The 11,804-nt window shown below is 69.6% G+C and carries 14 protein-coding genes; 3 read left to right on the top strand and 11 right to left on the bottom strand.

Annotated elements, in window-relative coordinates:
• Positions 1–13: 13 nt before the first annotated feature.
• On the bottom strand, positions 14–826 hold the full coding sequence (locus FN976_RS18020; RefSeq protein WP_186510977.1) for a hypothetical protein: 813 nt from the start codon (positions 824–826) through the stop codon (positions 14–16).
• A gap of 116 nt (positions 827–942) precedes the next feature.
• On the opposite strand from FN976_RS18020, the gene FN976_RS18015 reads away from it, so the two are divergent.
• Positions 943–1,674, top strand: a complete 732-nt coding sequence (locus FN976_RS18015) for a helix-turn-helix domain-containing protein (RefSeq protein ID WP_145894435.1) — start codon at positions 943–945, stop codon at positions 1,672–1,674.
• Positions 1,675–1,698: 24 nt separating this feature from the next.
• Here FN976_RS18015 and FN976_RS18010 read toward each other — a convergent pair whose 3' ends face one another.
• The 10 genes from FN976_RS18010 to FN976_RS17965 all read right to left on the bottom strand — a co-directional run bounded on the left by FN976_RS18010 (position 1,699) and on the right by FN976_RS17965 (position 9,046).
• Entirely contained in the window at positions 1,699–2,160 is a 462-nt protein-coding gene (locus tag FN976_RS18010; protein ID WP_145894434.1) for a TA system VapC family ribonuclease toxin, read from the bottom strand.
• Entirely contained in the window at positions 2,144–2,389 is a 246-nt protein-coding gene (locus FN976_RS18005; RefSeq protein WP_186510975.1) for a hypothetical protein, read from the bottom strand. Before FN976_RS18005 ends, FN976_RS18010 begins: the two co-directional genes overlap by 17 nt.
• A 49-nt stretch (positions 2,390–2,438) precedes the next feature.
• Positions 2,439–3,590: a DUF535 family protein gene (locus FN976_RS18000; RefSeq protein WP_145894432.1), complete on the bottom strand. Its 1,152-nt coding sequence runs from the start codon at positions 3,588–3,590 to the stop codon at positions 2,439–2,441.
• Positions 3,590–4,834 carry an FIST signal transduction protein gene (locus tag FN976_RS17995; RefSeq protein ID WP_145894431.1) on the bottom strand — a complete coding sequence of 415 codons (1,245 nt, stop codon included), beginning with the start codon at positions 4,832–4,834 and terminating at the stop codon, positions 3,590–3,592. The genes FN976_RS18000 and FN976_RS17995 overlap by 1 nt, the downstream gene beginning before the upstream one ends.
• Positions 4,835–4,846: 12 nt before the next feature.
• The gene (locus tag FN976_RS17990; RefSeq protein ID WP_145894430.1) at positions 4,847–5,557 is read right to left on the bottom strand and encodes a PhaM family polyhydroxyalkanoate granule multifunctional regulatory protein; all 711 of its coding nucleotides are present in this window, start codon (positions 5,555–5,557) and stop codon (positions 4,847–4,849) included.
• A gap of 102 nt (positions 5,558–5,659) precedes the next feature.
• Positions 5,660–6,085 (bottom strand): copper chaperone PCu(A)C, encoded by a 426-nt coding sequence (locus tag FN976_RS17985; protein ID WP_255440586.1) that lies wholly within the window; start codon positions 6,083–6,085, stop codon positions 5,660–5,662.
• Positions 6,086–6,123: 38 nt separating this feature from the next.
• Positions 6,124–6,675: a YcnI family copper-binding membrane protein gene (locus FN976_RS17980; RefSeq protein ID WP_145894428.1), complete on the bottom strand. Its 552-nt coding sequence runs from the start codon at positions 6,673–6,675 to the stop codon at positions 6,124–6,126.
• Positions 6,676–6,801: 126 nt separating this feature from the next.
• Positions 6,802–7,152 carry a DUF2946 family protein gene (locus FN976_RS17975; protein ID WP_145894427.1) on the bottom strand — a complete coding sequence of 117 codons (351 nt, stop codon included), beginning with the start codon at positions 7,150–7,152 and terminating at the stop codon, positions 6,802–6,804.
• A 19-nt stretch (positions 7,153–7,171) separates the two neighbouring features.
• A complete protein-coding gene (locus tag FN976_RS17970) occupies positions 7,172–7,966 on the bottom strand; it encodes an enoyl-CoA hydratase/isomerase family protein (RefSeq protein ID WP_145894426.1) in 795 nt (264 codons plus the stop codon).
• Positions 7,967–8,161: 195 nt separating this feature from the next.
• Positions 8,162–9,046 carry an amino acid ABC transporter substrate-binding protein gene (locus FN976_RS17965; protein WP_186510971.1) on the bottom strand — a complete coding sequence of 295 codons (885 nt, stop codon included), beginning with the start codon at positions 9,044–9,046 and terminating at the stop codon, positions 8,162–8,164.
• A gap of 167 nt (positions 9,047–9,213) precedes the next feature.
• On the opposite strand from FN976_RS17965, the gene otsB reads away from it, so the two are divergent.
• Together otsB and FN976_RS17955 are read left to right on the top strand one after the other, a co-directional pair.
• Positions 9,214–9,954, top strand: a complete 741-nt coding sequence (otsB, locus tag FN976_RS17960) for a trehalose-phosphatase (RefSeq protein ID WP_145894424.1) — start codon at positions 9,214–9,216, stop codon at positions 9,952–9,954.
• On the top strand, positions 9,951–11,747 hold the full coding sequence (locus FN976_RS17955; protein WP_145894423.1) for a glycoside hydrolase family 15 protein: 1,797 nt from the start codon (positions 9,951–9,953) through the stop codon (positions 11,745–11,747). The genes otsB and FN976_RS17955 overlap by 4 nt, the downstream gene beginning before the upstream one ends.
• Positions 11,748–11,804 lie beyond the last annotated feature (57 nt).

The raw sequence follows: 11,804 nt of genomic DNA, 5'->3' as shown, positions 1-11,804 counted from the left end.
GGTCCTTCCCTCATCAGGCTTGGCGGGGGCCCGCCACTGCAGCGTGCGTCCCGGCGGAACTCTGCGCGCCATTCTGCCCGGAGCGCGCGGCGGCCAGGAAGGGGGCCAGCACGGGGATGGCGGCGGCGGCGGCCAGCAGGTGTTTCACGGTGTGGCCGGCCAGCAACTCCGCGGTCGCTTCGAAGATGACGTGGTCCCCCATCTCGGTGAGTTTGGCGACGCCGTAAGCCACCAGCACCCAGCCCAGCCGGATCGTCACGGCGCCAGGACGCGTGGGCGCGAACACCAGCGCCAGCAAGACGAGCATCCCGCCGAACTGCACGACGACCCAGGGCGCGAGGTTGCCGGCGAAGGCGGTGTGCGCCGCGAGCGGGGCCAGCAGCAGCAAGGCGCCTGCCAGGGCGGCGCCGGCGCGGTCGCTGACCCGCGTGGCGACGGCCAGGCCGAGCAAGCCGGCGAAAGCAACGCCCATGGCATAGCGGTCCACCGCCAGCCCGGCATCGTCCGCGTGGAGGTGGTACCAGCTGGAGCCGGCCGCGGTCACCACGAGGCCCGCGAAGAACAGGCCGGCGAGGGCACGCTGCACCGGGCTCGCCACGCCGCGCCCCGAGGCCAGCAAGGTCCACCCGCCGAGCAAGCCCAGCAGGGCGAAAGGCAGGTTCGACAGCACGTCCAGCGCATAGGGCACGCCCCAGAGCGCGCGCTGGTCCGCGAAGTCGTGGGCGTGCGCCAGCGGTGCCAGGGACGGGCCGAACAGGGCCAGCAGCAAGCCGGCGCTGGTCGCCAGCAGCAGCATCCGTTCAGCCCGGGACATCGAGGTGCGCATGGGTTCTCCTTTGGTGGTGCGACAGCCGCAGTTTGCTGCGGTGGTTGGCACCCCAGGCCAAGATCCGGCTACATTGTCGTTCCATTCCCCTTGCAGTATCGCTATCCTGTACCACCATGAGCACCACTGCCGACCTCGTCCTGGTCCTGAAGAAAGAACTCAAGGCCGCGCAGATGACCTATGCCGACCTGGCCCACAGCCTGGGCATGGCGGAGTCCAGTGTCAAGCGCATGCTGGCCAAGGGTGATATGTCGCTGTCGCGCATCGACGCCATCTGCCGCGCGCTCAAGCTCGATTTCGCCGAGCTGGCGCGCCGCGTCGCGGACGCCCAGCCGCTGCTGAAGGAGTTGACGCAGGAGCAGGAGAAAGCGGTGGTGGCCGACAAGAAGCTGCTGCTTTGCGCGATCTGCGTCCTCAGCCAGTGGTCGCTCGACCAGATCTGCGAGGAATACCGGCTGACGGAAGCCGAGTGCATCAAGTACTTCGCGCAGCTGGACCGCATCGGCATCATCGAGTTGCGGCCGCTGAACCGCTACCGCCTGAAGCTGGCCAAGACCTTCCGCTGGCGCCCGCACGGGCCTGTGATGCACTACTTCCGCGATCACGCCGTGCTGGACTACTTCAACGGCGGCTTTGACGGCCCGGCCGAAAGCGTCCTGCTGGTGCACGGCTCCGTCAGCCGCGGCATCGCGCCATCGTTCGTCGACCGGTTGCAGCGGGTGGCACAGGATTTCGCGCAGCAGCACCAGGCCGACCAGAAGCTGCCGCAGAAGGACCGAGAAGGCTACACCCTGGTGCTGGCGATGCGCAGTTGGGAATTCGAGGCGTTCACGCAGCTGCGCCGCTGATGGCGCACGATCCCATCCGGCCTGTCAGATCGCCAGCAGATGCTCGCGGCCCGCGCCCCACACCGCCGTCAACGGCATCGCCGTGTCGAATGATGCCAGTGCGCCACCGCGGCGCACGGCCAGCGCCAGCAGATAGGCATCGGTCACCTGCCGGTGCCCGTGCAGCCGGCTGAAGTCCACCAGGGTCTCATCGAGCATCGAGACCTCGTCCGGCCAGAACTCGTGGTCGAGCGCCTCGGCCAGCGCCTTGAGGCCCTGAGCCACCTGCTCGGGCGTCGCCCGTTGCACGGTGGAGTAGGCCGGGGCACTCATGATGCGGATGACGCCGTTCTCCACGATGGGACAGGTGGCGATGCGGCGGGGCGCGCCGTCGAGCCACTCGTTGGCCCTGCGCGAGAACACATGAGCGTCGTCCAGCAGGGCGATCAGCACGTTCACATCGAGCAGCGCACGCGCGCCGGTGGCCGGATCAGACGCCTTCGGCATCCTGCAGGCCGCGCACGTGTTCCATGGTGATCACCTCGTCCCGTTCCGGCAGCACCGCGAAGCGCCCGCCGCGTGGCGCGGCGCGGCCCCGCACAGGGGCTGACGCCGGGCGGCGCAACGATTCGCGCGCCAGCGCGGAGACGACGGCGCCGAGCGACTTGCGTTCGCGGGCCGCATGCTCCTTGGCAGCGAGGAGCACGTCGTCATCGATGTCGAGTGTGGTGCGCATGATGAGGTTGATGCGACCGCATCATAACATCACGCATCAGCTCCCGCAATCAGGCCAGGTCGGCCGGCCCGGTTTCGAGCACGCGCTGCTTCCGGGGCGGAATGATCTGCGGCGACGGCGGGCTCTCGTCTTCCCAGTCGGCATCGTCGTCCGGTTGCATGCTTTGGGTGGCGCGCGACAGGCGCGCTTCGCGGCCGGGGCGTTGCAGCAGCTCGCGCGCATCGGCGTGCAGGCGGCGGCGGGTGCGCATCCAGAAGTCGGCGCGGCGGATCTGCCGCTCGCGCTTCTCGGGTGAAAGCGCCGTGGCGGCCAGCTTGTCGTCGGAATCCAGCGGCAGCACCATCCAGCCGGGTGGCCCCTTGGTGGCGCCGAAGTGCTCCCACAGCGCGTCATAGCTGTCATAGATGCGCTGCGCCGCGTTGCGGTGCCGCTCGTTGAACTGGAAGGTCCAGCCCTGCAGCGTGTGCGAGCTGGGATTCAGGCCGACCAGTTTCAAGCCCCAGAACCGCGCGAGTTCCTGCGCGACCCGCACCATCAGCACCGACGGTTTCCAGCCGGACATCGCCTGGGAGATCTCGACGGTCGACACCCGCTGCACCGGATGCCGGGGCCCGCGCACGCCGCCGATCACCAGGCAGCCGCTGCCTTCGAGGCGAAAGACGCTGAAGCCCAGCGCCGCCGCTTCCACCGGCTGGGCGTTGTGCTGCACATCGGGAGAACGCTGGACCATGAGCGTCAGCAGCAGCTCGCCTTCGGGGCTTTGCACCGGCGCGCGGCGCAACTGCAGGCGCATGGAGTCGCAACCGCGCGGGGGCTGGAGTTCGGCCAGGACCAGGTCTTCGCCCTGCAGCAGCTTTTGCAGGGCGGCCGGCTTGAACGCCGACTCCATCCAGTCGACGAAGTCGATCAGCTGCAGCACGCGTGCGCTGTAGCTGGTGTGGCGGTGCACGTAAGGCCGGACGGCGCGCATGTATTCGCCGGCCGGATCGGTCATCAGGCCGCGCGAGTTCAGTTCGAACACCACGCTCATCCAGCGCCGCATGGCGCCACCCCAGCGGGTGGTGGCGACCAGCGCGCGCCACAGCAGGCGCGTGCGCGTGACGCCGCCGCCGTCGCCGCCGCGCCGCCAGGCCCAAAGCAGCCCCCGCCAGACGGAGGGCACGCGGGTGGGGGTTTCGTTGGACATCGTTGCTGTGGTCATCAGTGGAACACCGTTAGGACGCCCGTGTAGCCATAGAGGTGGCGGCGGGCGATCTCGCCGCCGGCGAAGAAGCCGACCAGCGGCACGTCGCCGAGCGCGCGTCGCACGATCTGCATTTCGGCGCTCGGCCCGCCGAAATGCGGCCCGCCGCGCCCGGCGCAGCTGACGTAGACGGCGCCCGCGACGCGGCGCGCCGGACTGGGCAGCGCCAGCGGCTCGGCCGCCAGAGCCGTCGCCACGGCCAGGGGCAGTTCCTCGGGCTCGAGTTCCTCGCGGATCTCGGCGCAGATGCGCACCAGGTCGGACTTCGCGGCCGCGGCGTCGCGCCGGCAGAAGGCCAGGCGCATGCCCTCGGTGACGCGCGTCGCCAGCGCGACGCCGCGCCGGTTGGGGTCGAGCCCGATGATGTGGCGCACCACGACGTCGCTGCCGAAGTTGCCGGTGCGCCCGACGATGTCCTGCCCCATTTCGGTCAGGCCGACCAGCGTGGCGCGCAGCGCCGTCATGGCGGCCTGGGGCTGTTCCAGCGAGATCTTGAGGTCTTCCAGCAGGACGTCGAGCGCGGGGCGGCCGTCGAGCGCCAGCACCAGGTTGCCATCGCAGGCGGTGATGCTGCGGGCCGCCGCCACCGGCTGGCAGCCCTGGGTGACGCGCGAGACCAGCTGCACCGCCTCGCTGAAGGCGACGCCGGACATGCCGCCGCTGAAGACGCCGGCCGCCTTGCCCTGCCCCTGCATGTTGCCGTTACCCCCAATGGCGAACTGCACGACGTCGCCGCGGCTGGACGCCAGGCCGCCGAACAGGTAACCGGTGGCCGTGCGATCGGCCATCTCGGCGATCAGTTCGCTCACGTCAGGGGTCGAGGCGTCGGCATGGACCAGCGCCGTGTGGGGCGTGAAGGTGGCGGGCAGGGGCGCCACGCCGGAAAACACCCGGTACTGGTCGGGCGGCATGGCGCACAGCATGAGCGCCATGGCCGGCTCGTCGAAGTACTCCACATTGGACGAGGCGATGCCGATGCCGACCGTGCCGGACCAGTCGGTGACCTCGGGCAGCTCCGCACCCAGGTGGTCGAGGATGTCGGCCGCCATCGCGGCGTAGTGATCGGTGATGTACAGCAAGCCGAGGGTCGGCGCGCTGGCGTAACCCGGCAACGTCATCTGCGCGCGCAGCTGCGCCAGCACCAGCCCGGCCGCCATCTGCCATTGCGGGTGCGTCGCGTGACCGAACGGAAACAGCTGCACTGGAGGCCCCTGTCAGCGGCTGCGCTTGCGCGCGGCGGTCTTCTTCGCCGCGGGCGGCTTGGCCGCCGGGGTCAGCGAGCCGGTCGCGGCCTTGGCCATGCCCGTGGCCGCCTTCATCGCGCCTTTGGCGGCGCCGGCCGCCATGTTCCTGGCGGTGTCGATCGTGGTTTTCTGCGCCGCGTCCTTCATGGCGGAGGCGGCGATCTCCTGGAACTGCTGGGTGAGCGAACCCCACCACTGCAGGGGATCGACGGCCCCATTGGCGCCCCCCTTGCCGGATTTGCCGGCGGCGCTTTTCGTCTTGCCCGCGGCTTTGCGGCGCGCCGCCCCGGCGGCCCCGGCGACGGCGCCCGCCGCGCCCGCGGCGGTCTCGGTGACCTTCTGCACGCCACCCATCACGCTGTCGGCGGCCTTCAGCTTCAGCGCGTTGGCGACGTCGCCCATGTTGAAGTTCATGCCCTTCAGGGTCGCCAGCGTCATCTTCTGGACCTCGAGCGCCTGGATGGTGGCGCCCAGTGCCTTGCTGTTCTGGTCGAGCCAGAAGTGCACGGCTTTCAGCTCGGCGATGCGCTTCTCGAGTTCTTCGAGGTTGAGCGTCGGGGCGACCCAGTTCGACAGGTTCGGCAGTTGCGGGATCGTCTGCGAGGCGCCCTTGGCGATGTTCTGCAGGAAATCGAAACCGGGGACGAACTTGCCGAAGCCGAAATTCTGGTTGTCGCTCACTGGATCACCTCCATGCCGCAGCCCAGGCCGGACGCGGATGGGGACAGCTTACCGCAAGCGGCCCGCGATGCGGGCGTTTTGCCCGCGCCGCCGGCGGCTTTCTCAGTGCTTGTGGGGCGCCCGCACCGCCACCGGTACCGAGACTTCCAGCTTCCTCAGCGCCCCCTTGGCGTCGCGCAGGTGCAGGGTCACCGGAACCCGCGTGTCCGGCTTCAGGGGCATCTTCAGTTCCATCAGCATCAGGTGATGCCCGCCCGGCTTCAGCTCGACAGGCCGGCCCCCCGGGAGCGCCAATCCCTCGATGGCGCGCATCTTCATCACGTCGCCTTCCATCTTCATCTCGTGCAGTTCGGCCACACCAGCCACCGGCGTGCTCACGCCCACCAGCGTGAGCGGCTCGCGCGCGGTCAGGGTCATGAAGGCCCCGGTGCCGCTCTGGCCCTGCACACTGGCGCGGGCCCAGGCGCCGTCGACGCGCACGGCGGCTTCCTGGGCCTGCATGGCGCCGGCGGCGAGCATCAATGTCATGGAGAGAATCAGGTTTCGCATTTCGGTTTTCCTTGTGTTCAGTGCTTGTGCCCGGCGGCGGCGCCGGCGGGCAGGACTTCGAGCATCGCGGCCGGCGACTTGAGCTCCGCCGCGTCCTGGCCGGGCCGCGGCGTTTCCGTCCAGTCCGCGCGGCCTTCCTCGCAGATCTGCTGGACCGGCCACCAGAGCGTGCCCGGCTCGGCCGGCAATTGGGCGGACAGCACGAACTCGTCGTAGTGGGCGCTGGCCAGCATGTCGTCGCGCGAGCGCGCCGTCCAGGTCACGCGGGCCACGTTGTCGGCGATCGTGCGGCCGTGGCTGGTGGACGGCTGCGCCAGCTTCTCGCGGACGATGTCGATCGTCCACCCAGGCTTCGGCATCGGCCGCGCGCCGCGCACACCCGCCGGCATGGTGATCACCATCTGCCGGGTGGGCGAGGCGCCGCAACCATGGGTCACCTTGAAGGTCGCCTTGTAGCTGCTGCCGGCGGGCGCGACCTGGTATTCCAGGACGACGTGGGCGGCTGCAAAGGTGGATGAAAGCGCGGCCAACAGGGCCGCGATGCATCGGCGGAGAGGGATGGATTTCATTGAATTTCTTCTTGTCGGGATGGTTCGGACAGGCTCGCCAGGATCGCCATGGCAGCGAACGATGGCGGCGAGCGATGGCCGCGCGGCTGCCCCGAAGGGCGGTCCCCGCGCGAGATCAACTGATGGTCAGGCGGCGGATGGAGGCCCGCGCGCCGGCAACGGCGCAGCGGTGACCCAGGCGATATGCGCCGCCGCGGTGGGCAGCAGCGCATGTGCCAAGGGTTGCGCGGACGCGGCCAGAGGGATGGCATCCGCAGGCGGCGGCGAACCGGCCTGGGCGCATAGGGGGCAGTCCAGCGCGTGCGCCAGGACCCGCGCCTCGCCATCGGCCGTCTTGACCTTCATCGTGCCGCCGGAACAGATGAATTCGAGTCCCTGGGGGGCCACCATGGGTGAGGCAACGGCGACGCCGAGCGACAGCACGAACCACGCGAGCACGAGGCAGGCAAGGGTGTGGGCGCGGCGCAGGCGGTGCATGGCCCGATTATCGCCGGCCTCAGAAGCGCGGCGGCCGCCGCTCCCGCAGCGACGCCACGCCCTCCTGCACATCCGGGCCGCCGAAGCCCATGAATTCCAGCGCGAGGGAAGTGTCGAAGGCCGGCCCGGCCTGGCGCAGCCAGTTGTTGAGCGAGTACTTCGTCCAGCGGATCGCGCTCTGGCTGCCCTGGGCCAGCCGGTCAGCGATCTCGTAGGCCTTGGGCAGCAGCTGGTCGCCATCGACCGCCAGCGACACCAGGCCGATGCGTTCGGCCTCCTCGCCGCTCACCGGTTCGCAGAGCAGCAGGTAGTACTTGGCCTTGGCCATGCCGCACAGCAGTGGCCAGACGATGGCCGCGTGGTCGCCCGCCGCCACGCCCAGCCGGGTGTGGCCATCGACGATCTTCGCGTCCCTGGCCGCCACCGAGATGTCGGCCAGCAAGCCGGCCACCAGGCCGGCGCCCACCGCCGGGCCGTGCAGCGCGCTGACGATCGGCTTGTCGCAGTTGATGACGTTGTAGACCAGGTCGCGCGCTTCCTTCCACACGCGGGTGCGCACGGCGAAGTCATTGGCCATGTCCTGCACCAGCGCCAGGTCGCCGCCACCGGAGAAGCCCAGGCCTTCGCCCCGCAGCACGGCGCAGCGGACGCTGTCGTCGGCCCCGACGTCGCGCCAGATCTCCGTCAGTTCGCGGTGGCCCGCATGCCCGGCCGTCGGCAGCTTGCCGTTGGCGGCTTTCATCTGGATGTCGAGCACGCTGTCGGCAGGGCCGCGGCGTGTGATGTTCAGGGTTTGGTAGTGCGCGTAGTCCATCGGCGGGATTGTGGACCCGCCGGGCCTAGGAGCCTGGGCGGCAGAGAAACGGGCCTGCGCCGGCACCTGAATCAGCGCCAGGCTAGGCGCGGCCGATGCCGTGTGCTTTCGCACTCAAGGAGGCCGTAACGACGCATGGCGCTGATTCAGGTACCGGCCCGAAGGGTTGGGCCCGTTTCTCTGCCGCCCAGGCTCCTAGCGCAATCTGTCGAACCATTCCTTCAGCTCGGCCGGCATGCGCAGCCGCAAACCGGCCGGCGCGCCCACGTGCGGGTCGATGAACCACTTCTTGTACAGCGCCTCGGCCTGGCCGCTGCGCACCATCAGCGCGATGCCCTGGTCCACCGCCTTCTGCAGCAGCGCATCGCCCTTGGGCAGCGCAATGGCGTTGATTTCAGTGGAGATGACGTCCTGCAGCACGCCGTAGTCGCGCTCGTTCTTCAATTGCGCCAGCTGGCTGAGGAGCAGCACCTCATCCCGCGCGTAGGCCTTCACCTGCCCCAGGTCGAGCTGGCCGATCGCCGCCTCGGCGGTCAGGGCGCGTGAAATCTGCAGGTCCAGGCCGGTGCGCTCGCTGTATGCGGGAACCGCGCTCTCCGCCGTCGTCCGGCCGAGGACGGCCACGGACTGCCCCTTCAGCTGCTTCGCGGAGCCGATGCTGTCCTTCAGCCGGACCAGGAATTTCGCGTTCGTGACGAAGATGGGGATGGAGAACGCCATGGTCTGGCGCCGTTCCTCGGTGTCGGAGGTGCCGGCGCACAGCAGGTCGACGTTGCCGGCGGAGACGATGCGCACCATCTGGTCCGAGGGCACGGGGACAAAGCGGATGGGGAGCCTGGGCTTGCCCAGTTCGGCGCGGATGCGCTCGGCGATGCCACGGCACAGGTCGATGCTGTAGCCGATGGGCTGGCCGGCCGCGTCGAGGAAGGCAAAAGGCGGCGACTCCGTGCGATGGCCGATGATGATCTCGTCGCGGCGCGCGATGCGGTCCATCACGTCGCCGGCGGCGGCCAGCAACGGCGCGGCCAGCATGGCGGCCAGGGCGCAACGCAGGGCAAATCGGGGCAAGGTTCGTGGCATGAGGGTTCCTCGGCATGTCTCGCGGGGCATTGTTGGGCAGTGAAAGCCGGGACGCAAGCCGCGCGGGCGCCACGCGATTATCCCGTGGACTTGTAGGCCGGGTCCTACGCCGGCCGGCGTTCCGGCCCGCTCGCGCCGCGCCCGTTCCTCTGTTAGCTTCGTTCCGCATGAATTTGGTCGAGACCCTGGTCCCCTCGTGCGCCCTGTTCCTGGACTTCGACGGGACCATGGTGGACATCGCGCCGCAGCCGGACGCCGTCCACGTGCCCCTGCCGCTCATCGAGGCCTTGCGCGCGATGAAGGAGTACCTCGGCGGCGCGCTGGCCGTCATCTCGGGCCGGCCGATCGCGCAACTCGACGAATTCCTCCAGCCCCTGCGGCTGCCGGTGGCCGGCGTCCACGGGGCGGAACGGCGCCGGGCCGACGGAGAGACGGAGCTGCTCAACATCCACCCGCTGGACCGCGTCGAAGCGGTGGCCAACGCCCTGGCGACCCGGCACCCGGCGTTGCTTGTCGAGCGCAAGCGCGGCTCGGTCGCGCTGCATTACCGGCAGGCTCCGGAACTGGAAGAGGAGTGCCTGCGCGCCATGCGTGACGCCGTTGCCGGGTCACCGGGCCTCACGCTGCTGCAGGGCAAGATGGTCGCCGAAGCCAAGCCGGGCGGTGCGAGCAAGGGCCGCGCGATCGAGGCCTTCCTGCGCGAACCGCCTTTCACCGGCCGCCTGCCGGTGTTCATCGGCGACGACATCACCGACGAAGTCGGCTTCTCCACCGTGCAGCGCCTGGGCGGGCTGGGCATCAAGGTGGGGACCGGCACCTCCGTGGCCTGGCAGCGCCTGGCCGACCCGCAGGCGCTGCGGCAGGAACTCGAGGCGGTCGTAGCCGCCCGCACCGCGAAGGCATCATGAACGCATCCACGTACCTCCCGTCCCTGCAACTGGGCATCATCGGCAACTGCGCCTACAGCGCGCTGATCGACGAGCGCGCGCGCATCGTCTGGTGCTGCCTGCCGCGCTTCGACGGCGACCCGGTGTTCAACGGGCTGCTCGACCCCAGCGAGAACGCGAGCCTCTGGGCTTTCGAGCTGGAGGACTTCGCGCGCAGCGAACAGCACTACGAGACCAACACCGCGGTGCTGCGGACGCGGCTGTACGACAGCAAAGGCCAGGGCATCGAGGTCACGGATTTCGCACCGCGTTTCCAGAGCCGCGGCCGCATGTTCCGCCCCCTGACGCTGGTGCGGCGCGTCAAGGTGCTGCAGGGTTCGCCGCGCATGCGCGTGCTGCTGCGCCCGCGCTTCGACTGGGGCCGTGTCAAGCCGGTGGTGACGCAGGGCAGCACGCACATCCGCTACGTGGGCGGCGGCCAGACCCTGCGCGTGAACAGCGATGCCCCGCAGTCCTACCTGCTGGCCGAGTCCTTCTTCGTGGTCGATCGGCCGATGAATTTCATCCTGGGACCGGACGAGACCCTGGCCACCGGCATCGAGGAGACGGCACGCCTCTTCGAACAGGAGACGGTGAGCTACTGGCGCGCCTGGTCGCGCAGCCTGTCGCTGCCCCTGGAATGGCAGGATGCGGTGATCCGCGCCGCCATCACGCTGAAGCTGTCGCTGTTCGAGGACACCGGCGCCATCGTCGCGGCCATGACCACCAGCATCCCCGAGGCGCCCGGCAGCGGCCGCAACTGGGATTACCGCTTCTGCTGGCTGCGCGACGCCTTCTTCGTCGTGCGCGCGCTCAACAGCCTGTCCGAAGTGGGCACCATGGAGGACTACCTGCGCTGGCTCACGAACATCATCGTGCGCTCGGGCGGCGGCCACATCCAGCCGCTGTACGGCATCGGCCAGGAGGAGCAGCTGCCCGAAGCCATCCTGGAGCACCTGCCCGGCTACCGTGGCATGGGCCCGGTGCGCGTGGGCAACCAGGCGCAGGAGCACTTCCAGCACGACGTCTACGGCAACATCGTGCTGGCGACGGCGCAGGCCTTCCACGACCACCGCCTGTTCCGCCGGGCCGGCCGGGCCGAGTTCGGATACCTCGAAGCGGTGGGTGAGCAGGCCTTCCGCGTCTACGACCAGCCCGACGCCGGCATGTGGGAGCTGCGCACGCGCGCGCGCATCCACACGTCTTCCGCGCTCATGAGCTGGGCGGCCTGCGACCGGCTGGCCAAGGTGGCCGCGGCGCTCGGCCTGCCGGAACGCATCCGCTATTGGCGCGAACGCGCCGACACCATCCGTTCGCGCATCCTCACCGAGTCCTGGAGCGAGGAGCGCCAGGCCTTCGCCGAAAGCTTCGGCGGGCGCGACCTGGACGCCAGCGCGCTGCTGATGGCGGAGGTGAACATGATCGACCCCAACGACGCGCGCTTCATTGCCACCGTGGATGCACTGGAGAAATCGCTGTGCGACGGGCCGTACATGCGGCGCTACGAGGCGCCCGACGACTTCGGCAAGCCGGAAACCGCCTTCAACATCTGCACCTTCTGGCGCATCGACGCGCTGGCCCGCATCGGCCGCAAGGGCCAGGCGCGCGAGATCTTCGAGGTGATGCTGGCCAGCCGCAACAAGCTGGGCCTGCTGTCCGAGGACACCCACCCGATCACGGGCGAGATGTGGGGCAATTTCCCGCAGACCTATTCGATGGTCGGCACGATCAACGCCGCGGTCCGTCTCTCGGCGCCCTGGGATACGGTGATATGAGGGCCCCCACGCGCCCCCACTGCGTGGGGATCGCTGCCCCCCGAGGGGGCTTTCGCG

It is taken from the genome of Caenimonas sedimenti (assembly GCF_007833165.1).
GTDB classification, from domain to species: domain Bacteria; phylum Pseudomonadota; class Gammaproteobacteria; order Burkholderiales; family Burkholderiaceae_C; genus Ramlibacter; species Ramlibacter sedimenti.
The sequence above is the reverse complement of the archived record's forward strand: the minus strand, read 5'-3'. Positions and strand labels throughout refer to the sequence as shown.

Bases quoted from the DNA above. Each gene is read 5' to 3' on its own strand.
- FN976_RS18015 (WP_145894435.1), top strand. From the start codon at position 943: ATGAGCACCACTGCCGACCTCGTCCTGGTCCTGAAGAAAGAACTCAAG.
- FN976_RS18005 (WP_186510975.1), bottom strand. From the start codon at position 2,389: ATGCGCACCACACTCGACATCGATGACGACGTGCTCCTCGCTGCCAAG.
- FN976_RS17970 (WP_145894426.1), bottom strand. From the start codon at position 7,966: ATGGACTACGCGCACTACCAAACCCTGAACATCACACGCCGCGGCCCT.
- FN976_RS17965 (WP_186510971.1), bottom strand. From the start codon at position 9,046: ATGCCACGAACCTTGCCCCGATTTGCCCTGCGTTGCGCCCTGGCCGCC.
- otsB (WP_145894424.1), top strand. From the start codon at position 9,214: ATGAATTTGGTCGAGACCCTGGTCCCCTCGTGCGCCCTGTTCCTGGAC.
- FN976_RS17985 (WP_255440586.1), bottom strand. From the start codon at position 6,085: ATGACATTGATGCTCGCCGCCGGCGCCATGCAGGCCCAGGAAGCCGCC.
- FN976_RS18000 (WP_145894432.1), bottom strand. From the start codon at position 3,590: ATGACCACAGCAACGATGTCCAACGAAACCCCCACCCGCGTGCCCTCC.
- FN976_RS18010 (WP_145894434.1), bottom strand. From the start codon at position 2,160: ATGCCGAAGGCGTCTGATCCGGCCACCGGCGCGCGTGCGCTGCTCGAT.
- FN976_RS17975 (WP_145894427.1), bottom strand. From the start codon at position 7,152: ATGCACCGCCTGCGCCGCGCCCACACCCTTGCCTGCCTCGTGCTCGCG.
- FN976_RS18020 (WP_186510977.1), bottom strand. From the start codon at position 826: ATGCGCACCTCGATGTCCCGGGCTGAACGGATGCTGCTGCTGGCGACC.
- FN976_RS17980 (WP_145894428.1), bottom strand. From the start codon at position 6,675: ATGAAATCCATCCCTCTCCGCCGATGCATCGCGGCCCTGTTGGCCGCG.
- FN976_RS17955 (WP_145894423.1), top strand. From the start codon at position 9,951: ATGAACGCATCCACGTACCTCCCGTCCCTGCAACTGGGCATCATCGGC.